Annotated in this window: 18 protein-coding genes and 1 pseudogene; 9 read left to right on the top strand and 10 right to left on the bottom strand. The window is 55.2% G+C overall.

The genetic code is table 11. The annotated features are described in order from the left end of the window. The first annotated feature begins 51 nt into the window (after positions 1-51). Complete coding sequence (gene mnmA / locus WJU22_RS09590) at positions 52-1,143, top strand: tRNA 2-thiouridine(34) synthase MnmA (RefSeq protein WP_341843019.1); 1,092 nt, start codon at positions 52-54, stop codon at positions 1,141-1,143. A 54-nt stretch (positions 1,144-1,197) separates the two neighbouring features. Here mnmA and WJU22_RS09585 read toward each other — a convergent pair whose 3' ends face one another. Next, positions 1,198-2,361 (bottom strand): Fmu (Sun) domain-containing protein, encoded by a 1,164-nt coding sequence (locus WJU22_RS09585; RefSeq protein WP_341843018.1) that lies wholly within the window; start codon positions 2,359-2,361, stop codon positions 1,198-1,200. Positions 2,362-2,478: 117 nt separating this feature from the next. Between WJU22_RS09585 and WJU22_RS09580 the strand changes: the two genes are divergently transcribed. Together WJU22_RS09580 and WJU22_RS09575 are read left to right on the top strand one after the other, a co-directional pair. Then, positions 2,479-3,888, top strand: a complete 1,410-nt coding sequence (locus WJU22_RS09580) for a serine hydrolase domain-containing protein (protein WP_341843017.1) — start codon at positions 2,479-2,481, stop codon at positions 3,886-3,888. Between the two features lie 167 nt (positions 3,889-4,055). Then, a pseudogene (locus WJU22_RS09575) lies at positions 4,056-5,069 on the top strand (serine hydrolase domain-containing protein); the annotation flags it as partial. A gap of 134 nt (positions 5,070-5,203) precedes the next feature. Here the strand turns inward: WJU22_RS09575 and odhB are convergent. Continuing rightward, a complete protein-coding gene (odhB, locus tag WJU22_RS09570) occupies positions 5,204-7,102 on the bottom strand; it encodes a 2-oxoglutarate dehydrogenase complex dihydrolipoyllysine-residue succinyltransferase (RefSeq protein ID WP_341843016.1) in 1,899 nt (632 codons plus the stop codon). A gap of 95 nt (positions 7,103-7,197) precedes the next feature. Further along, positions 7,198-9,945, bottom strand: coding sequence for a 2-oxoglutarate dehydrogenase E1 component (locus WJU22_RS09565; protein ID WP_341843015.1), 2,748 nt, complete (start codon positions 9,943-9,945; stop codon positions 7,198-7,200). 273 nt (positions 9,946-10,218) lie between these two features. On the opposite strand from WJU22_RS09565, the gene rpsT reads away from it, so the two are divergent. From rpsT to WJU22_RS09535, 6 genes are all read left to right on the top strand, one after another. Beyond that, on the top strand, positions 10,219-10,473 hold the full coding sequence (gene rpsT / locus WJU22_RS09560; protein ID WP_126245164.1) for a 30S ribosomal protein S20: 255 nt from the start codon (positions 10,219-10,221) through the stop codon (positions 10,471-10,473). Between the two features lie 167 nt (positions 10,474-10,640). Then, entirely contained in the window at positions 10,641-11,048 is a 408-nt protein-coding gene (locus WJU22_RS09555) for a M14 family zinc carboxypeptidase (protein WP_341843014.1), read from the top strand. Further along, positions 11,045-12,397 (top strand): hypothetical protein, encoded by a 1,353-nt coding sequence (locus WJU22_RS09550; protein WP_341843013.1) that lies wholly within the window; start codon positions 11,045-11,047, stop codon positions 12,395-12,397. The genes WJU22_RS09555 and WJU22_RS09550 overlap by 4 nt, the downstream gene beginning before the upstream one ends. 111 nt (positions 12,398-12,508) lie before the next feature. Beyond that, the gene (locus WJU22_RS09545; RefSeq protein ID WP_341843012.1) at positions 12,509-13,051 is read left to right on the top strand and encodes a hypothetical protein; all 543 of its coding nucleotides are present in this window, start codon (positions 12,509-12,511) and stop codon (positions 13,049-13,051) included. A gap of 58 nt (positions 13,052-13,109) precedes the next feature. Further along, the gene (locus WJU22_RS09540) at positions 13,110-13,460 is read left to right on the top strand and encodes a hypothetical protein (protein ID WP_341843011.1); all 351 of its coding nucleotides are present in this window, start codon (positions 13,110-13,112) and stop codon (positions 13,458-13,460) included. A gap of 86 nt (positions 13,461-13,546) precedes the next feature. Beyond that, positions 13,547-14,101 (top strand): hypothetical protein, encoded by a 555-nt coding sequence (locus tag WJU22_RS09535; RefSeq protein WP_341843010.1) that lies wholly within the window; start codon positions 13,547-13,549, stop codon positions 14,099-14,101. Positions 14,102-14,157: 56 nt separating this feature from the next. On the opposite strand, the gene WJU22_RS09530 is transcribed toward WJU22_RS09535, so the two are convergent. The 7 genes from WJU22_RS09530 to WJU22_RS09500 form a co-directional block, all read right to left on the bottom strand. After that, the gene (locus WJU22_RS09530) at positions 14,158-15,174 is read right to left on the bottom strand and encodes a beta-ketoacyl synthase chain length factor (RefSeq protein ID WP_341843009.1); all 1,017 of its coding nucleotides are present in this window, start codon (positions 15,172-15,174) and stop codon (positions 14,158-14,160) included. Further along, a complete protein-coding gene (locus tag WJU22_RS09525) occupies positions 15,164-16,345 on the bottom strand; it encodes a beta-ketoacyl-[acyl-carrier-protein] synthase family protein (RefSeq protein ID WP_341843008.1) in 1,182 nt (393 codons plus the stop codon). The genes WJU22_RS09530 and WJU22_RS09525 overlap by 11 nt, the downstream gene beginning before the upstream one ends. Before the next feature lie 53 nt (positions 16,346-16,398). Continuing rightward, positions 16,399-16,656 (bottom strand): phosphopantetheine-binding protein, encoded by a 258-nt coding sequence (locus WJU22_RS09520; protein WP_126245161.1) that lies wholly within the window; start codon positions 16,654-16,656, stop codon positions 16,399-16,401. Between the two features lie 77 nt (positions 16,657-16,733). Further along, on the bottom strand, positions 16,734-18,026 hold the full coding sequence (locus WJU22_RS09515; protein WP_341843007.1) for an ABC transporter permease: 1,293 nt from the start codon (positions 18,024-18,026) through the stop codon (positions 16,734-16,736). A gap of 12 nt (positions 18,027-18,038) precedes the next feature. Next, complete coding sequence (locus tag WJU22_RS09510) at positions 18,039-18,785, bottom strand: ABC transporter ATP-binding protein (protein WP_341843006.1); 747 nt, start codon at positions 18,783-18,785, stop codon at positions 18,039-18,041. A gap of 11 nt (positions 18,786-18,796) precedes the next feature. Beyond that, entirely contained in the window at positions 18,797-19,795 is a 999-nt protein-coding gene (locus tag WJU22_RS09505; RefSeq protein WP_341843005.1) for a BtrH N-terminal domain-containing protein, read from the bottom strand. Positions 19,796-19,804: 9 nt separating this feature from the next. After that, entirely contained in the window at positions 19,805-20,227 is a 423-nt protein-coding gene (locus tag WJU22_RS09500) for a hypothetical protein (RefSeq protein ID WP_341843004.1), read from the bottom strand. Positions 20,228-20,326 lie beyond the last annotated feature (99 nt).

The following is a 20,326-nucleotide window of genomic DNA, read 5'->3' as shown; positions in this document are numbered from 1 at the left end:
CCCCTCGTTCCCGGGATTTTCAGTAATTTTGCACGCTAAACCGTTAGGAAAATGAGCAAGCATGGAAAAGTGCTGGTAGCCATGAGCGGTGGGATCGACAGTACCGTGACCGCCCTTATGCTCCATGAGCAGGGATACGAAGTAGTGGGCATCACCATGAAAACCTGGGATTACGCTTCCGCCGGAACTTCCAAAAAGGAAACCGGCTGCTGTAACCTGGATTCTTTCAACGATGCCCGCGCCGCCGCCGTGCACCATGGCTTCCCGCACTTCATACTCGATATACGCGACGAATTCGGCGATTTCGTCATCAATAATTTCGTGGACGAATACCTCGCAGGCCGCACTCCCAACCCGTGCGTGCTTTGCAATACCCACATCAAATGGCGCGCCCTCATGAAACGGGCAGACGCCATGGACTGCGCCTTCATCGCCACCGGCCACTACGGCCGCATCCGCGAAGAAAACGGCCGCGGCGTCATCAGCAAGGGGGTAGACGAAACCAAAGACCAAAGCTACGTGCTCTGGGGCCTGGAGCAAGACGTGATCAAACGCACCCTCCTCCCCCTCGGCGGCTACCGCAAAACGGAAATCCGCCAGATGGCATTCGATTTCGGGTACCCTGAACTCGCCAAAAAAGCGGAAAGCTATGAAATCTGCTTCGTGCCCGACAACGATTACCGCGGGTTCCTCAAACGCAAGGTGGAAGGCCTCGAAGAACGGGTAGACGGCGGCAATTTCGTACTGGCAGACGGCACCATCGTCGGCAAGCACAAAGGCTATCCCTTCTACACCATCGGCCAGCGAAAAGGGCTCGACATCGCCCTGGGCCGCCCCATCTTCGTCACCGAAATCATCCCCGAAACCAATACCGTGGTGCTGGGCGACGAAGTGGAGCTGAACCGTTCGGAAATGAATGTCGGCGGCATCAACCTCGTGAAATACGACCAGCTTTCAGAAGGCATGGAAGCTGTCGTGAAAGTGCGGTATAAAGACAAGGGCACCCTCGCCAACCTTTATCAAGGCGAGGACGGCCTCACCAAAGTGCATTTCTACGAGCAGGTAAAAGGCATCGCGCCCGGACAAAGCGCCGTTTTCTATGAAGGGGACGATGTGCTGGGCGGCGGTATCATCCGCAGATAAGGAAAAAACTTCCGCAAAATATGAGGCCCCTCCGAGCGGAGGGGCCTTTTTTTATCACTTGCTTCGCTGCGCCACGGTCACGAACATGGAATCCGCGAACCGCCGGAACCCTTCCACCACCGTACTTTCCACGATCCGGAGCCCGCAATCCCGCTCCAGGAAAGCGGCCGCGTCTTCGTTCTCTTCCCGGAACACCGAACAGGTAATGTAAACAAGCGTTCCCCCCGGCGCCAGGAACTTCGACACGTTCTTCGCGATCTTCTTTTGCAACGCAGCATACTCCGCGATTTTCGCCGCTTCGAAGAAATACAGGTTCTCCGGAGACCGGCCCCAGGTACCGGATCCGGTACACGGCGCATCGAGGATGATGCCGTTGAAAGATGTATGCGGCAAATGGCCGCCGAGCCCGGGATCGGTAAGATCGAGCGTGCGCGACGCATAATCCCGTATTCCCGCTTCAGCAAAGCGTTTGCGGAGGTTATCGAGGATAGATGAACGGACGTCGCTCACCAGCAGGCGGATATCCGGCTCGTGATCGTGCAGGAGGATGGATTTGCCCCCGCTGGCGGCACAGCAGTCCCACCAATATTCCTTCGCTTTGGGATGGAACCGCAGCCCGGTTTCCTGGGAAGAAAGGTCCTGTATCTCGTACCAGCTTTTCTCCGGCAGGATGGCTTCGGTTTTGGTGCCGTTGGGAAGGGCGATGGCGTCTGTTCCGACGGTCGCGTATACGACGCCGGCCTGTTCCAACTGTTTGACGATCGCTTTCTTTTTACCGGGGCGTGCGCGGATGAAGAGGCGGGGTTGCTGGAAGAAGGATCGGGTGAACGCATCTGCCTCGATGGAGGGCGACAGGTGATCGGGGAAAGGGAATACGGCGGCGGGGTCCCAGTCCAGCTGCGCGATGGCCAGTTTTTCAGCCAATGGCGCCGAAATGTGTTTGGCGAATTCCGGGCGCAGGGATTCCAGCATGGCGTCTGGGGCCGTTTCGCAGAGGAAGGTGGCCAGCAGGAGGCGGTCTTCCACCGGCATGTCCATTTGCCAGCGGCCCAGCCGGTAATAGCGGTAAACCAGCTGCTGGACGGTTTTACGGTCGCGGCTACCCATTTGGGGCCTCGATTTGAAGAATTGCTTCAGAAAATGGTGCAGCGGCACGCTGCCATCGTATTCTTCCAGCACGGCTGCGGCCGACCGGAGGTAATTTTCCCATCGCGTCATGGGCGCAAAGATAAACCTATCCCGCGAATGCCGCATTTCGAAACCGGCCTTTACCGGTTGATCACACTGCCGTCATTCGTATAGTGAAAACCGTAATTTTAGGAAAAATCCCCTTCCATGCAATTCATCAAAACCCTGTTTTGCCTCCTGCTTCCCCTGGGCACATTCGCGCAAACCGCCCGGGAAAACCAGCGCCGGGTAGAAAACAACCTCATGCCCTGGGTACAATTCGAAGGCCGGGCACCCATGCGATTCAACATCGAAGAAAGGTTGAAGGCCCTCGAAATCATCGGCGTAAGCATCGCCGTGGTCCGGAATTACAAAGTGGAATGGGCGAAAGGATATGGATATGCCGATAAGGAAGAAAATCGCCCCGTTACTACCGAAACCCTTTTCCAGGCCGCTTCCATCAGCAAATCCGTTAACGCCGTCGGCCAGCTGAAACTGGTGCAGCAGGGGAAAGTGAAGCTGGATGAAGATATCAACGTTTACCTGAAAACCTGGCATCCAGACACCAGCCGCGGAAAGATCACCCTGGCGCACCTCCTGAGCCACACCGCCGGCCTCAGCGTGCACGGTTTCCCGGGGTATGAAGCCGGCCAGCCACGGCCTACGGTTGAACAGATTTTACAGGGCAAGGCACCCGCCAACACGCAAAAAGTAACACCGCTGTTCGCACCGGGCGAGAAACTCGAGTATTCCGGCGGAGGCACCACCGTTTCCCAACTCATCCTCAGCACCGTTACCGGGGAACCGTACGACCAGTTCATGCAGCGCGAAGTACTGGACCCCATGGGCATGACGGCCAGCACTTACAGCCAGCCGCCCGCCCCGGATAAGGCGAAACAATTGTCCAGCGGATATTACCGCGACCGCAAACGTGTTCCCGGAAAATACCATATATATCCCGAACAGGCCGCCGCAGGCTTGTGGACCAACCCGCTCGACCTGTCCAAATTCATCATCGAAACACAACTCTCGAAAGAAGGAAAATCGGCCAAAGTGTTATCGCAGGCCATGACGCAAACGCGCCTGACGCCGTACCTCAATGAAGAAGGGGGCCTCGGTGTTTTTTATACGCCCGGCAAGCAGTGGTTCGCGCACTCCGGCGATAATGAAGGCTTTTCCTGCACTTACTATGGCAGCGTGGAAGGCGGGAACGGATTGGTGATCATGACCAATTCGGACAATTCGCTCATCATCGACGAAATCGTCCGCAGCATCGGGGAGGTGTATGGGTGGACGGACCTTATGCCGCATGAAACCCTCAAACCCACCGCGCCTTCAGACAGCGTAAAAAACGCCTGTCCAGGTACATATAAAATGAACGACCAGCAACTGAAGATCCAACCCTCCGGCGATGGGCTCGTCATAACATTCGAGCAAAGCCCGGCCTGCAAGGTCTACTTTACCTCGCCCAACACTTTTGTCATCACCGAACTGCCGGCCATGTTCGTGGTGGAGAAAGACGCGGTGGTCCTGAAGTTCAGGGGGCGCGAATTCCGGCACGTCCGCCAGAAAGATTGATCTGCATTCCCCAAAAGATAGGAAGGGCGGCCGTTTGTGCCGCCCTTTTTGATGTACCCTCCCGGCAATTCCCCAAACGTCCCGCTTTCCTTCTTCACCTTATCAAGCGGATCAAACTGCGGCGGATCGTGTAATGAAAACCGTAATTTCATGGAAAATCCCCCACCATGCAATTCCTCAAAACCCTGTTATGCCTCCTCCTTCCGTTGGGCGTATTCGCACAAAGCGCGCAGGAAAACCAGCGCCGTGTGGAAAACAGCCTCAGCCCCTGGGTTACGTTCGAAGGCCAGCAACCCTTGCGGTTCAATATCGAAGACCGGCTCAAAGCCCTGGAAATTCCCGGTGTCAGCGTGGCTGTCATCCGGAATTACAAAGTGGAATGGGCGAAAGGTTATGGATATGCCGACAAGGAAGAAAAACGCCCCGTCACCACCGAAACCCTCTTCCAGGCCGCTTCCATCAGCAAATCGCTCAACGGTGTGGCTATCCTGAAGCTGGTGCAGGACGGGAAACTGAAGCTGGACGAGGATATCAATACTTATCTCAAAACCTGGCACCCCGATTCCAGCAAAGGGACCATCACCCTGGCGCACCTGCTGAGCCACACGGCCGGGCTTACCATCCACGGTTTCCCGGGATACGAAACCACGGATAAACTGCCCACGCCCGAACAAATCCTACTGGGCCAGAAACCCGCGAACACGAGTGAAGTCAAGCCTTTTGCCGCGCCCGGTGAAAAAATGCAATACTCGGGCGGTGGTACAGTTGTGACCCAACTGATCCTGCAAACCGTTACCGGCGAACCTTACGAGCGATATCTCCAGCGCGAAGTGCTCAACCCCATGGGCATGACGCAGAGCTTCTTCAACCAGCCGCCGCCTGCAAACAAGGCCGCGATCTTAGCCACGGCGTACGAACGCGACGGAAAGCCCGTCAAAGGGAAATATCATGTGTATCCCGAGCAGGGCGCCGCCGGACTGTGGACTACCCCTACCGATCTGGCGAAGTACATCATCGAAACACAATTGTCCAAAGAAGGGAAATCGGCGAAGGTATTGTCGCAGGCCATGACGCAAAAACGCCTCACGCCGTACCTGGACAAAAGTTCCGGCCTCGGCACTTTCCTTAAATTCAACGACCGCTGGTTCAACCACAACGGCGGCAACTGGGGATTTGCCAGTATGTATTACGGTACGATGGAAGGCGGCAACGGATTTGTGATCATGACCAATTGCAATAATTATCTCATCATGGATGAAATCACAAGGGCCCTGGCGGAGGTGTATGGCTGGAAAGATTTCCAGATCGCGGAAAACTATCCCCTCCTCAATTCGATACCCGATAACCTCATGACGAAATACACCGGGCAGTTCAGGAGCGAAAGCGGGAAAACCAATATCGTGATCAGCAGATCGGGGAATGCGCTTTCGGCCGTATTCAATGACGGGCCGGCATGTAAAATGTATTTCACCAAACCGGAATCGTTCGTCATCACCGAAGATCCGGCGACGTACACATTCTCCGGGGATACGCTGAAACTGTGGACGGGCAGGCCTCCGACGGTCAATTTCCTCCGGAAGAAATGATCCAAATAAAAAGGGCGACCATTGCGGTCGCCCTTTTTTCGATATACAATTACGGTAATTATACTTTCAGCAGTGCTTTCACTGGGATCCTTGCCGAACAGGAGCTGTTCGGGATTTTCGAGCATGTCTTTCACACGAACGAGGAAACTTACGGATTCGCGGCCGTCGATGATGCGGTGGTCGTAGCTGAGGGCAACGTACATCATGGGGCGGATCACGACCTGGCCGTTAACGGCCATGGGGCGTTCCTGGATTTTGTGCATGCCGAGGATGGCGGATTGCGGGATGTTGATGATGGGCGTGCTCATGAGGGAGCCGAACACACCACCGTTGGTGATGGTGAAGGTACCGCCGGTCATCTCGTCCATGGTAAGTTTGCTGTCGCGCGCTTTGGTTGCGAGTTCCACCACTTTCTTCTCGATGTCTGCCATGCCGAGGCTTTCGGCGTTGCGGATCACCGGTACCACGAGCCCTTTGGGGGCGGATACGGCGATGGAAACGTCGCAATAGTCGTGGTAAATGATCTCGTCACCGTCGATGTAAGCGTTCACTGCGGGGAATTCCTGCAGGGCGAAGCAAACGGCTTTGGTGAAGAAGCTCATGAACCCGAGGTTCACACCGTGGGCGGTTTTGAAGGTTTCCTTGTATTTGGAGCGGATCGCCATGATGTTGGTCATGTCTACCTCGTTGAACGTGGTGAGCATGGCCGTGGTGTTTTTCGCTTCCACGAGGCGGCGCGAAACGGTTTTGCGGAGGTTGCTCATTTTCTCGCGACGGTCTGCGCGGGAGAACAGTTCCTGGCCGATGGCCACGCCGGGGTTCTGGAGGGCGGCGAACACGTCGTCTTTCATGATCTTGCCATGGGCGCCGGAGCCTTTGATGCTGGCGGGGTCCACTTTTTTGTCGGCGAGCACGGCGGCGGCAACGGGACTGGCTTTCACATCGTTGGGGATGGAAGTGACCGGGGCCTGTTGCGCGGCGGGAGCGGCTTTCGGTGCTGCAGGGGCGGCCTGGGGCGCGGGGGCCTTGCCGGCCGGGCGTGCGGCGGATGTATCGATCTGGCAGGCTACGTCGCCGATGAGCAGCGTATCGCCTTCTTTCGCGATGGTTTTGAGGACACCGGCTTCTTCGGCATTCAGCTCGAAGGTGGCTTTCTCGGATTCCAGCTCGCAGAGCACTTCATCCCTTTCCACATAATCGCCGGTTTGTTTGATCCATTTGATGAGGGTTACTTCACTGATGGACTCCCCAACGGTAGGGACCTTGATATCGATCGTGCCTTTGTTGGACGCGGGCGCGGCGGGTGCGGCCGGTGCGGCGGCTTCGGGCGCCGGTGCCGGGGCGGGTGCTGCTGCTGCCGGAGCAGCAGGTTGCGGCGTTACGCCTTCCGTTGCGTCTGTGTCGATGGTGGCGGCTACGTCACCGATGTTGATGGTGGCACCTTCTTCGGCCACGATCTTCAACACGCCGGATTTTTCGGCGGTCAGTTCCAGTGTGGCTTTTTCGGACTCCATCTCGCAGAGCACGTCGTCCTGGTGCACGAATTCGCCGTTCTTCTTCAGCCATTTAGCGATGGTAACTTCGCTGATCGATTCTCCTACCTGAGGTATTTTAACTTCGATAATCATGTGTATAACCCTCCCGTAAAATGTAACGTTAAAAATTCATGGGTAAAATTAAGGGGATTCCGGTTAGCGCGGCTTCCTTTTCTTTTACTTTATGCTTAAATGTTGAATGCGGTGTCGATGATTTCCTGTTGCTCCTGGGCGTGGACCTTGCCGTAACCCGTTGCCGTGGCGGCGCTGGGGTTGCGGGAGATAACGCCGTAGTTGAACTGTTTGAGGTTCATCTGCAGGAATCCCGCGGCGCCCATGTTCAGGGGCTCTTCCTGCACCCAGAACCACGTTGCGCCCTTGTACTTCTGCTGGATGGCCTCCAGTTGCGCGATCGGCAGCGGATACAGCTGCTCCAGGCGAACTACCGCCACATCCTTCCGGTCTTCCTTCATCTGCTTTTCGCTCAGGTCGAAATACATCTTGCCGGTGCAAAGCAGCACTTTCTTCACCCTTGCCGGTTCGGTGATGAACGGATCGTCCAGCACTTCCTTGAACCCGCCCTGCGTGAAATCGGTAACGGGGCTGTAGCTCCGTACGTGGCGCAGGTTGGCTTTGGGCGAGAAGTTGATCATCGGCTTGCGGAACGGCAGCGCGAGCTGGCGGCGCAAAGCATGGAAGAAGCTGGCCGATGTGGTACAGTTGGTAATGAAAATATTGTATTCGGCACATTGCTGCAGGAAACGTTCCAGGCGGGCGCTCGAGTGCTCGGGGCCCTGCCCTTCGTAACCATGCGGCAGCAACATCACCAGCCCGCTCTGCTTCTGCCATTTGGTTTCGGCGGAAGTGATGAACTGATCGATGAGCGTTTGCGCACCGTTCATGAAATCGCCGAACTGTGCTTCCCAAATGGTCAGTGCATTAGGCGTGGCGATGGAATATCCGTATTCGAAGCCCAGCACGGCGAACTCGCTCAGCAGGGAATTATAGATGCGGAATTTGCCCTGGTTGTCGCCGATGCGGCTCAGGCGGCTGTATTCTTCGTCGTTTTCCTCGCTGCGTAGCACGGCGTGGCGGTGCGAGAAAGTACCGCGCTTCACGTCTTGCCCGCTGAGGCGCACGTCCTTACCGGATTGCAGGATGCTCGCATACGCCAGCAATTCGCCCGAAGCCCAGTCCAGCAGCCCCTGTTCGGCGAACAGCTTCTGTTTGTCCTTGAGCAGTTTATCCACCTTGCGAAGCGTTTTGAACCCTTCGGGGATGGCCATGATATCTGCGAAGAGTTTGTCGAGGTCGGCTTTGGAAATGGCGGTGTCGGGGGATTTGACGAAATCTTCCGACGTGGATTTCCGCAGTTCCTGCCACCAAACCTCAGGGGCCTGGTACTTATAGGGAAGCGGGTGTTGCTTTACATTATCGAGCCGCTCCTGGAGGTCTTTCCAGAAAGCTTTTTCCATTTCCTGCGCGATGGCCGCGTCTACGTCGCCATTGGCGATGAGCTCGCGGGAATAGATTTCGCGGGGATTGGGATGTTTTTCGATGGCTTCGTACAGCTTGGGCTGGGTGAACTTGGGATCGTCTCCCTCGTTGTGCCCGTGCTTGCGGTAGCACACCATATCAATATAAATATCGGAATTGAATTCCTGGCGGTAGCGCGTGGCGATCTCGGCCACTTTCACGGTGGCTTCCACATCGTCGCCATTCACATGGAAAACGGGCGCCTGCACGATGGAGGCTACGCTGGTACAGTAGTCGGACGAGCGGGCGTCTTCGAAATCGGTGGTGAAACCGATCTGGTTGTTGATGACGAAGTGCATGGTGCCGCCGGTGTAATATCCGCGGAGCTTGCTCATCTGCGCCACTTCGTATACCACGCCCTGCCCTGCGATGGCCGCGTCTCCGTGGAGGAGGATGGGGAGTATCTGGTCGTAGTCGCTGTTATAGATGACATCGGCTTTGGAGCGGGCGAAGCCGACAACCACGGGGTCTACCACTTCCAGGTGAGAAGGGTTGGGCGTCAGCTGCACATTCACTTCCTTACCTGCCGGCGTCTGGATGCTGGCGCGGAAGCCGAGGTGGTATTTTACGTCGCCCGAGCCCATGGTGGTGTCGGGGACGGCGGTGCCTTCGAATTCGGAGAAGATCTGTTCGTACGTTTTGCCGAGGATGTTGGCGAGCACGTTGAGGCGGCCGCGGTGGGCCATGCCGATCACGGCTTCCTTCACGCCGTATTCTGCGGCGGTGTTGATCATGGCGTCGAGCGCGGGGATGGTGGTTTCACCGCCTTCGAGGGAGAAGCGTTTCTGGCCGATGTACTTGGTGTGCAGGAACTGCTCGAACATCACGCCCTGGTTCAGTTTGGTGAGCACGCGCTTCTTCTGGTCGGCCGCGAGGGGTTTGCGGAGCGTAGTCTCCATTTCCTTTTGCAGCCATTCGATCTTTTTCAGATCGTTGATATAGGTGAACTCGATGCCTACTTTGCCGGCATAGATTTCTTTTACATGCTGAACGATTTTCTCGAGAGGAGCCTTGCCGAGGCCAACGATCTGGCCGGCGAAGAATTCCGTTTTGAGGTCGGCGTCGGTGAGGCCGAAGTGCGCGAGGTCAAGATTGGCGTGCCGGTCTTTTCTTTCGCGGATGGGATTGGTTTTGGCGATGAGGTGGCCTTTTTTGCGATAGGCCTGGATCAGGCGGTAAACGCCCAGTTCCTTCGTCAGCTGTTCGTTCGATACTCCCAGCGCAGTGGTGCCGGTTGCCGCCGCACCCGCTTTCCCGTTCGCGTTGCTTACCGCAAAGTCGAATCCTTCAAAAAATTTGATCCATTCCGGGTCTACCGAGGCCGGATCCTCGCGGTACGCATTGTACAGCGATTCTATGTACGCCGGGTGCGAGTTGGTGACAAACGAAAAGTCCTTCATTTACAACGAATTTAAGCTTGGTCTTTAATTCTGCTTTAACCTATAACAAGAAAAAAGTGTTACGGGATTGCAAATATCGCTAAAGATTTGGGATTTTACGGGCTTTTTACCGGATTTACAGGGTGGAAAACATGGCCCGGATTTCACTTTTTTTAACATCTTTGCAGAACAAAGGAAAGGGGAAGTCCGGCCAAATACCGAATTCCCGGTTTTTATTTTTGTTTATCCAAAGATAAAACATACCTTTGCCGTCCGAAACTTGAAATTTATACAATGGCAAACCATAAAGCAACGAAAAAAGACGTACGTCAGAGCAGAGCGCGTAATGAACGTAACCGTTACTACGGGAAAACTACCCGTAATGCCATGCGGGATCTGAAGAAGCTGACCGACAAGGCAGCCGCTACCGAGAACCTCCCGGAAGTGCTGTCAATGATTGACAAGCTGGCTAAACGTAACGTAATCCACAAGAACAAAGCAGCTAACCTGAAAAGCAAGCTTACCCTGAAGGTAAACGCGCTCGCTTAATTATCAGGCTGTTAAACTAATAAATCAGCTCTTCCCTGCAATACGGGAAGGGCTTTTTTCATTTCCCGTACTCCCGCCCCCCTGCTCAAATATCCACCCCACCCCTGAAGGAATCCCCCTATTGCCGTATATTTACACCACCTTCCTAACAATCAAATCATTAACCATTGATTTTCAACAGTCTAAACCGCAAATGGCGCCCCCTCGCCCTGGCAGCCCTTTTGGCCGCATCGTTCCAAACCACTCAGGCTCAAGACCTTACCACAAAATATGAACGCTCCGGCGCCCGGGAAACCGTCACCTACGCCGAATGCATCGATTACTGGAAGATGCTCGTCCGCCGCTTCCCACAGCTCCATATCCGCGAAATCGGGTCTACAGACGCCGGATTCCCCCTGCACCTGGTGACCCTGTCGCCCGACCGCGACTTCGATTATGCGAGCCTGCACCGCAAAAACCGGCGCATCATCCTCATCAACAACGGCATCCATCCCGGCGAGCCCGATGGCATAGACGCCACCATGATGCTCGCGCGCGACATCTGCCTGGGCAAAAAAAGCTCCCCGCCAACGTGACCCTCGCCATCATCCCGCTATATAACATCGGCGGATCGCTCAACCGCTCGGAATTTTACCGGGTAGACCAGAACGGCCCGGACGCCTTCGGCTCCCGCGGAAACGCCCAGAACCTCGACCTCAACCGGGATTTCATCAAAGCCGATTCCCGCAATGCCAGCACTTTCCACCAAATCTACCACCTCACCGACCCGGACGTCTTCATAGACAATCACGTCAGCAATGGAGCTGATTATCAGCATATTATGACCTTGCTGTCTACCCAGCACGGCAAACTCGGCGGGCCCATGGGCGCCTGGCTCCACGATACCTTCGAACCGGCGCTGTACAAAATGATGCAGGAAAAAGGGTACGATCTGCTGCCGTACGTGAACCATTTCGGGCCAACGCCCGACAGTGGGTGGACCGCCTTCGCCGACGGGCCCCGTTATTCCAGCGGCTACACGACCCTGTTCCATACTTTCGGGTTTGTGCCTGAAACACATATGCTGAAGCCTTACAAACAGCGCGTGGAGGCCACTTACGCCCTCATGGAGTGTTTCATCCGGTTCACGTCGGAGAACAGCGCCCGGATCAAGGCCCTCCGCGACGCCACGAAAGCCGCAGTCAAAACGCAGGAAAAATTCCCCCTGAGCTGGGAGCCCGATATGAACAAACCGCAGTGGTACACTTTCAAAGGGTTCGAGGCGGGTTACAAACCGAGCGAAGTGTCCGGTTTACCACGACTGTTTTACGACAGATCGAAGCCCTACGAAAAGCAGATCCGCATCTTCAATCACTTTGAGCCCGGCAATTTCGTGACGCGGCCGGAAGCGTATATCATCCCGCAGGGGTGGTGGGCCGTGATCGGGCTGCTGCAGGGAAACCAGGTGAAGATGCGCCGTTTGCAGCGAGATACCACGATCGAAGTGGAAACGTATACCATCAAGGATTTCAAAACGGTGACGTCGCCCTATGAGAAGCATTATCTGCATTTCGGGGTGAAGACGGAAACGTCCAGACAGCGGATCGCGTTCCGGAAGGGGGATTGGTATATTCCCATGGACCAGGTGGCCAACCGGTATTTGGTGGAGACGCTGGAACCGGGGGGCGCGGATTCCTTCCTGGCCTGGAATTTCTTCGACGCCATATTGGGGCAGAAGGAAGGGTATTCGTCTTATGTGTTTGAAGACACGGCGGGCGAATTTTTACGGTCGCACCCCGAAGTGCGGAAGGCATTGGAAGAGCGCCGTGCCGGGGATTCCACGTTCGCAAAAAGCGGTTCCGCGCAGCTGAATTTCGTGTATCGCCAATCGCCGTGGAACGAGCCGGGATTCATGCGGTACCCGGTGTTCAGGGTGGTGAAATGATGGTTGTGAGAATATCGTTTCCAGAATTTTTGGAAAATAGTGTTGGAAAAATATTTGTGTAGCCGAAAAAAATACATTCGCTGCATTCAATAACTTTTAAAATTTGAATGCATGACAGAACAACAGACACAAACGATGGTAACAGTGCTTCAGACTTTTGTGGCACAACAGGACACCAAGATGAATTTGCTTATTGAAAACATACTTTCAATAAACATGAAATTCGATTCCCTGACTTCCCAATTCCACGCCTTTCAGGGAAGATTCAATGCGCTGGAAGGGAGATTTAATTCACTTGAAGGCAGATTTATTGACCTTGAGAGAAAGGTTGATAAAGGTTTTGAAGCCCAAAGCAAACAATTCGATATGGTGCTAGAAAGAATTGTTGCCGTAGAGGAGAAACTTGAAGCGCTGGAAACCAAAACCGACCAAAGATTCAACGAAGTTGACAAAAGATTCAACGAGGTTGACAAACGGTTCGATGAAGTTGACAAAAGATTTGGCGAAGTTGACAAAAGATTCGACGAAGTTGACAAACGGTTCGACACCCTGGAAGAAAAGATGGATACCAAGTTCACTCATGTCGAAGGCGACATCTATCTTCTCAAACAGTGGTCGGGCTACAACACGGAACCGAACAACGCGATGGCCTGACAGTGCCTTGTCCAATTCTCAAATCATCCCATGTTCTGCATCCTTCTGTTAATACAATATGCAGCGTCTTCATTTGGAGACGCTGCTTTTTTTTCAGAAAAAGTTTTCCATCACTTTTAAAATTGTCATTGCTTCCATGTGTGAAAAATTCATGCAGAAATTTATCGAAACGCTCATCGCCTCGCAGGCCGGCATCCAGCAAGCCATGAATATTATCGTTCAAAAAACGGAGGAGCTCAAAAAAACGTATCCGGTTGAATCCCGCAGTTGCACTTACGAAGGTCGATTTGACGATATCGAAAATCAATTTGATCTTATCCACACCCGGTTCAACCTCATCGAGATCAGGTTAAAACCCATTGAAGACAGGCTTTTCAGAATTGAAGCCGCCCTCGAAAAAACGTCTTAAAATCGTCGACATTCATTATCCCATCATTATATGCAAGTATTTCCATATCTTTCAACTATACGATTCCCATACCTATGCAAGCCCTCATGCTCCTATTGCTTCCGATTCACTTCGTTCTCATTTACGGAGCGTTCCGGTCTACTTTTTCCGAAAGCAAGGCAAGAGAACCAAAGCTTTGGCAAATATTCTTCGCCACGTTCCTTATTCTCATCTGCATCTGCCTGTCCGCCGGGGTGCTGTCGCTCGTGCTGCTCATTTCCATCCTCGCTACCGGCGTCGCCACTTCGTGGACGTACAACCGGGAAAAATGGCAGGTAAGGAAACAGCCGCTTTGGGAGGAGATCCGGGAAGCCATCGCCTATTCTGACATCTTCCCGGAAGATATCAGCAAAGTAACCGCTATCCTCCGCGCAACTTCTTACACCCGCAAAAACCTGTTCACCCTGCTTCCATTGCTCCAGGCCGGAGAAATAAAGGAAGCACTGCTAATCAAACTCGAAAAAGCAACCGTTCCCTCCCCTATGTACATCGTCACCTTTCGTACTGCTGATGGCCGGAATTACATTTCCCTGGTACATGAAAGCGAAACGAGCCTGAGATTGGAACCAGCAGGCGCCTGGGAACAATGTCCCCCGCAATAAAAAGCCGCTGCGATGCAGGATCGATGCGGCTTTCAATAATTTTACATCAGAAAGGGTCAATGCTTTTGCAACAGGATGAACGTATGCTGTTCCCCGTAGAAATGATTATACACCAGCGCCGTTTTGTGACGGCCGGAAAGCAGTTCCTGCTGGGCGGTCCACATCCCGAAAGCGCCTGCGGTATCGTATTCGCCGCAATATTGTTTGAAGGAGATATTAGAAGCGGAAGATGGAAGTACGTTTTCTACAGCATCGTAGAAATGATCGAACCGCGTGTCGCCATTGCGGCCGCTGACGAGTAAATCCACGTCTCCTACGCTCACACCCTGCTTTTGCAGGAATTGTGCGACCGCGGAAGCCACCTGTTCAGGCGAAGGCTTGTAAAGCATCTGTATGCCTTTCACTTCGACCGGCGCGGGTTGCGTGCCGACGAGGAAAAACACAGCACCTTCTCCGGCAATGGTGCCCGGTGTTTGGGACGCCAGCAAATCCGCCGGCTGGGTGAGCGCGGTTTTCCAGTAGCCGATGCGGCTTTTGATGAAGAAATGCTCCACCGTCATTTCGTCGAAACCACCTGCCAGCACACTTTCCGCATTGCCCTCCTGGATCTGCAGGAGGCTGTCGAGCAGGGCGTGTTCGAAGGAGAAACCCCTATGCACAAACGTATTGTTATAATCTGTGCACTGCTGTTGCAGGGCAATGAGGCCGTTCACGGAGTTATAGGTGGATTGGATGAACGGCGTGGGATTGAGCGCCGTTTCTTCGTAAGTGCGGATATCGTGGAGGAACTTCTCCGTGTCTTGCAGGCTGCCGCGGCCCGTTCCCGTGATGATAGCCCCGGGCACGGGGGCGTTGGCGTTACGAAGGCATTGCAAAGCCGCCGTGAGCCCCATTTTGAGCAGTCGGCTCATACGGCGCAGGCTGTTGGGCGGAATGAACCCCGCGTATCCCGGCTCCTGCGCGCGCAGGAGGTTCCGCTCTTCGAGCGGGAGGAACTGCGGTACATAATCCCCCGAAAAGCTCTGTTGCGGGGAAATCGCCGCACTGGCCTGTATGTAGCACTTAATTTCCATATTTACTGATCACGAGTGATGCATTGTTGCCGCCGAACCCGAAGGAGTTGGACACCACGTTCTTCACGGGCGATTCTTCCAGCAGGCGCGTTTCCGGCGAGATGCGCAGCTCTTCCATGCGCGTCGTAAAGTTGAGGTTCGGCCAGATCATCTGCCGGTTGATCGCCAGCACGGAATAGATCGCCTCGATGGCCCCGGCTGCCGCGAGGGTATGGCCGGTAAAGGGCTTGGTGGAGCTGAACGCCGGCACCTCGTCGCCGAAGAGCCTTTCCAACGCCCGGCCTTCCGACACGTCGTTGTTCAACGTAGCCGTGCCGTGCACATTCACGTACTGCACGTCTGCCGGCGTAAGTCCGCCCATTTCCAGGGCTTTCCGCATGGCTTCGAAGGCACCGTCTCCCTCGGGCGAGGGAGACGTGGGATGGAAGGCTTCGTTGGTATTGCACCACCCGCTCAGTTCGGCCATGGGCCTCGCTTTGCGGCGCTGTGCGAAACTTTCCGATTCCAGCACGAGATACGCCGCGCCTTCGCCCAGGTTCAGACCGTTACGATCATTGTCGAACGGCAGGCAATGCCTTTTATCGATATTCTTGAGGGAATTGAAACCATTGATGGTAAACCGCGTGAGCGCTTCTGTCCCGCCGCACACCGCCCTGTCTACGAGCCCCGCGCGGATGAGCCGCGCGCCGTACATGAGCGCGTTGGCCGACGAGGAGCAGGCGGTACTGATGGTGGTGACATATGCTGTGAGGCCCGTTTCGTCGGCGATGCGCTGGGTACAGTCCGCACAATCGAGGGTATCGATGAGCTGGAGGAAGGTACCTTCCTTTTGGGGGTCGAGGATATCGAAATAGATTTTCTCGGTGTCGCACATGCCGCCAACGGTGGATGCGTTGATGAAGGCGGTCGGGGTTTCGGCGGCATTGGTGATGCCGGCGGAGCGAAGGGCTTCCTGCATGGCCACGAGCCCGAGGAGCGTGGTGCGGGTGAAGCCTGTGGTATCGGGGAGGCCGGCCATCTTCGCCAGTTCTTCCGACGAACATTTCACTTCCCCTACCGGAAGCACATTACGGTGAATGGTATCCACGAACTGTGAATAGCCGATGCCGCTCCGTTGCGCCCGGAGGCTGCGGAAATTCTCCTCCACGTTATTCCCGATGGCGGAGATCATACCCATCCCTGTTATCAGCACACGTTCTGCCATACGGTCTATGCGGGGCGGGATCAGGCCGCCTGTTTGCTCATAATGAATTCTGCCATGGATTGAACGCTCTGAAGGATCTTACGGCCTTCGCGGGGGTCTTCCACTTTGATCTTGTAGTTTCTTTCCAGCAACACCATCAGTTCCAGCGAATCGATGCTGTCGAGCCCGAGGCCTTCGCCAAACAGGGGGGCATTGTCGTCAATGTCTTCCGGTTTGGTATCCTGCAGGTTCAGGGCTTCGATGATCTGCTGTTTGAGTTTCAGTTTTAATGCTTCCATGTTGTTGTAGGTTTTACGCCCACGGCGTATTCCAGGGGGTAAAATTAATTGTTTTACCGTTGTTAAGAAAATGTTCTTTATCCGATCCTGCGCTGCTCCACCACCGCCGCCACTACCAGCATGGCCCCGCCGCATCCCAGCAGCTTGGCGATATCGGGCAGCACGAGCCGGATATGGCCGTTGCGCAGGAAAATATCATTGATGGCGTCCAGCCCCCAGCTCAGGGGCGACAACCGTCCTATCATCTGCATCGATTCCGGCATGATCTCCAGCGGGATCCAGATGCCACCGATAGCGCTGAGGATCACGATGCTCACCGCCCCGAAATTCAGCGCCTGGTTGGGCGTTTTGAAGATCGTCCCGATGAGGATGCCGTATGCCGTGGCCGTTACGCCGATGCTCGCCGCCACGAGGAATCCCGCCACATGGTCTACCCCCAGCTGCAGCTTCGGAAGGCCCATCATCGGCAGCAAATACAATCCCACCATGATCATCAGGTAAAACTGTACAATACATATGCCGACGAAAAACAGCAGTTTCCCGGTGAGAACGGACAAGTAATTCCCGGGGATGAGCTTCATCCTTACCAGGCTCCCGTCTTCCCGCTCGCGGATCATATTCCCGGCGATGGGGATCACGATGAAAAACATGGCGAAAATGCTCCAGGCGGGCACGTTGTGCTGTACGGAATTGGAGATGACGTCGATCTGTTTCCCCTCTCCCAGGCTTGTTTCCCGGAGCGCCACGGCTTTGAGGCGGATGGCAGGGAAAGTGTCCTGGCTGAGACTGTCGCGGCTGCGGAGTTGCAACTGGATGCGCTCCAGCAGCAGATCGGTCTCCACCTGGGTGAGAAAATTGTCTAACGCCTGGTGGATGGCGCTTTTGAAGGCTTTCTTGGCCGCGGGGTCGAAATACAGCTGTACGGCGAGGGAATCGTTGGAAAGGGCTTTCACCGGCAATTGCGACGGCAGGCCCATCCGCTTCGAAATATCGTTCACGATCTTGTTGGCATTACTGACGATTTCCGCCGTAGCGCCTTTGGGAACGGTGATGCTGATCTTGTATCTGCCTGCGGCGACCATGCTTTTTGCCGCTGCCTCCGACAATGGCTGGCCGTTGATGGAATCGATGACGTTGAATTGCCCGCTTTCCTGCAACCCTTCGCGGATGTACCGTCCGAGCCGGCCATGGTCGTTATCCACAGCGAGAATATCGAACTTCACTTCCTGGTAATCGCGGAAAGGCGCGTCCTGGATGAGGGCCATCACGGTGATCAGTACCAGCGGCATGGCAAACAGCAGCGCCAGCCCGGCTTTGTCGCGCCGCAGCAATAACCATTCTTTCCGTATCGTGGCGATGATCCTTAACATGATTGCTTTTGTTTAATCCCGCACGGCATGGCCGGTATAATGGAGGAACACGTCTTCCAGGTTGCGGCAATGGCCGTGGCGGCCAACGAGGTCTTTGGGCGTGCCCTGCACCACCAATGTCCCTTCGTCGATAATGGCCACCTCGTCGCAGATCTGTTCGGCTTCGTCGAGCAGGTGCGAGGTGTAGATGACGCTGTTTCCTTTCGCGTTATAATCCCGCAGGAATTGCAGGATCATGCTGCGCGACTGTACATCAACGCCGGCGGTGGGCTCGTCGAGCACGAGGAGCTTTGGCTCGTGGAGGATCGACGCGATGATATTGGCGCGCCGTTTCATCCCGCCCGAAAATTTCCCGGTTTCTTTATGTGCGGCCTTTTCCAGCCCGAAAGCTTCGAGGTGGTGCATGATTTTTTCGCGGAGGGATTTGCCGCTGAAGCCGTAGAGGTTCCCGAAATACCGGAGGTTCTCGAAAGCCGTCAGTTGCGGATAGAGGGCGATGCGCTGGGGCACCACGCCGATGGCCCTTTTGATGGCTTCGCGGTTGGCGGGCACCTGTGGCATGCCGAAGATTTCCACGCTGCCGCCGGTGGCTTCCACCAGTCCGCAGAGGATGGAGATCGTCGTGGTCTTCCCGGCGCCGTTGGGCCCGAGGAGCCCGGCGATCGTTCCTTCGGCGAAGGTGCACGAAAGCCCGCAGAGACTGGGTGTCAGTGCTCCGGCGTAGGTTTTCTCCAGGTCTTTCACGGCAATGCTGTTCATCTCGCTTTTCCTCAGAGTTTAACGGTAGACAGGCGGCGGAATACTTTTTCTTCCATATCGGCGATCTGCAGGAGCATTTTGCCCAGTTCGCCGTAGGAAACATTGTCGGCCGAGCGCGCTTTGCAGACGCGGCCAGCATGGGCGGCAAAGTTACGCCAGGCGTCGCCCACCTGCGTCAGCTCGCGGCCCACGTCTTTCAGCTCGGGCTTGTCCAGCAGCGAACCGGCTTCCTGGAGGAAGGCGGCGTACATGAACCGGAACCCTGCGCCGCCGGTCCCGATCTCTTCCTGCATGCGGATCACGTTGCCCAGGTAAAGCGCGGCTTTGCGGTCGCCCACTTTGGCGGGATAATCTTTCATCCTTTTGGCAAGGAACCGGATGCCTTTCACGCCGAACATGGGCACGGGGATCTTGAGCATATAATGGCAAGCCTGGTCGATACCGGCTTTCACCGGATCGCGGAAATCCACTTCCTGCGGCACGTTCACGGGGTAGTACATTTTGCCTTTCGGCGCGGGGAACCCTTTGGCGAAACGGGCGCGGATGAGGTTTTCGGTATCGATGCGGGTAACGGTGTCCATGATGGGGTCGGAAACGAGGTAATCGTCTCCGTCTTTACCGTATACCACGAGGTTATGCGCGTTGAAATGGAAGCGGTACGATTCCGGGAAATACGGAAGGTAGTAGACGCTGGACTGCAATCCGACCGGCACACCGTCTTCGACGAGTTCGTCGAGGGTTTTCATGGCGCTGTCTACGCTGCTGAACTTGCGCGATTCCATCGTAACGCCGAGCCGTTTGCAGGCGCGGGCAAAGATAGCGCCGGGCCAGATGCGGTAGGTGGTGCCTGGCACGCCGTTCACTTTCACGAAAGGCAGGTGGCCGAAAAAGATGCCGGCCCCGATCCCGAAGGCCATGGGCTCGCTGATCTGGAGACCATGATGGCCGAAGAGGTTGGATATTACGCCGCTTTCACAGTGGGCGGTTTGCGTGTGGCTGAATTGTGTCATGTCTGTTCGTTATGCTGGGCGCTTGAAAGGAAGCAGTTCGCCGCTGCGGAGGGCCTGCGCGGGGATGCCGAAAATTTCCGCGTAGCGGTCGATCATCTTGTCTGACAGGCCTTTGAATACCTGGGGTTTCATGTGCCGTTTCACCTGCCACTGGAATTTGCCGGCTTTGAGGGCCAGCAACGGAAGGTCGAGCAGGGTACGTTCCATGTAGTAGGCGACGGGGCTCAATATCCCCGCTTCCACCTGGGATTTGGTATCGGCCACACGCTGTTCCACTTCATCCCAGGCCTGGCTGAGCGCAACGTTCTCCGGTTCCCAACCGATGCTGGTGGCCGTCGTGTAATCGCCCTGCTGGTCTACTGCGTAGAAAAGTTGCTTGAACGTACCGTGATGCAGGTTGTCGCCGTCCTGCGGAACTTCATCTTTTTTCATAGTGTGCAGTTTTTCGTTGATGAGGGATCAGCTCCCTGATATTATTTGAAATGCAGCAGGCACCGGATTTTCCGGCGGCTGCTGCATGGTAGTTCGTTT

Origin of the sequence: Chitinophaga caseinilytica, from assembly GCF_038396765.1 — a bacterium.
In the GTDB taxonomy this organism is placed as follows: Bacteria; Bacteroidota; Bacteroidia; order Chitinophagales; family Chitinophagaceae; genus Chitinophaga; species Chitinophaga caseinilytica.
The sequence above is the reverse complement of the archived record's forward strand: the minus strand, read 5'-3'. Positions and strand labels throughout refer to the sequence as shown.

What these genes read in the sequence shown, in the direction of transcription:
- mnmA (WP_341843019.1), top strand. Translation starts at nt 52, where the DNA reads ATGAGCAAGCATGGAAAAGTGCTGGTAGCCATGAGCGGTGGGATCGAC.
- WJU22_RS09585 (WP_341843018.1), bottom strand. Translation starts at nt 2,361, where the DNA reads ATGACGCGATGGGAAAATTACCTCCGGTCGGCCGCAGCCGTGCTGGAA.
- WJU22_RS09580 (WP_341843017.1), top strand. Translation starts at nt 2,479, where the DNA reads ATGCAATTCATCAAAACCCTGTTTTGCCTCCTGCTTCCCCTGGGCACA.
- odhB (WP_341843016.1), bottom strand. Translation starts at nt 7,102, where the DNA reads ATGATTATCGAAGTTAAAATACCTCAGGTAGGAGAATCGATCAGCGAA.
- WJU22_RS09565 (WP_341843015.1), bottom strand. Translation starts at nt 9,945, where the DNA reads ATGAAGGACTTTTCGTTTGTCACCAACTCGCACCCGGCGTACATAGAA.
- rpsT (WP_126245164.1), top strand. Translation starts at nt 10,219, where the DNA reads ATGGCAAACCATAAAGCAACGAAAAAAGACGTACGTCAGAGCAGAGCG.
- WJU22_RS09545 (WP_341843012.1), top strand. Translation starts at nt 12,509, where the DNA reads ATGACAGAACAACAGACACAAACGATGGTAACAGTGCTTCAGACTTTT.
- WJU22_RS09540 (WP_341843011.1), top strand. Translation starts at nt 13,110, where the DNA reads ATGCAGCGTCTTCATTTGGAGACGCTGCTTTTTTTTCAGAAAAAGTTT.
- WJU22_RS09535 (WP_341843010.1), top strand. Translation starts at nt 13,547, where the DNA reads ATGCTCCTATTGCTTCCGATTCACTTCGTTCTCATTTACGGAGCGTTC.
- WJU22_RS09530 (WP_341843009.1), bottom strand. Translation starts at nt 15,174, where the DNA reads ATGGAAATTAAGTGCTACATACAGGCCAGTGCGGCGATTTCCCCGCAA.
- WJU22_RS09525 (WP_341843008.1), bottom strand. Translation starts at nt 16,345, where the DNA reads ATGATCTCCGCCATCGGGAATAACGTGGAGGAGAATTTCCGCAGCCTC.
- WJU22_RS09520 (WP_126245161.1), bottom strand. Translation starts at nt 16,656, where the DNA reads ATGGAAGCATTAAAACTGAAACTCAAACAGCAGATCATCGAAGCCCTG.
- WJU22_RS09515 (WP_341843007.1), bottom strand. Translation starts at nt 18,026, where the DNA reads ATGTTAAGGATCATCGCCACGATACGGAAAGAATGGTTATTGCTGCGG.
- WJU22_RS09510 (WP_341843006.1), bottom strand. Translation starts at nt 18,785, where the DNA reads ATGAACAGCATTGCCGTGAAAGACCTGGAGAAAACCTACGCCGGAGCA.
- WJU22_RS09505 (WP_341843005.1), bottom strand. Translation starts at nt 19,795, where the DNA reads ATGACACAATTCAGCCACACGCAAACCGCCCACTGTGAAAGCGGCGTA.
- WJU22_RS09500 (WP_341843004.1), bottom strand. Translation starts at nt 20,227, where the DNA reads ATGAAAAAAGATGAAGTTCCGCAGGACGGCGACAACCTGCATCACGGT.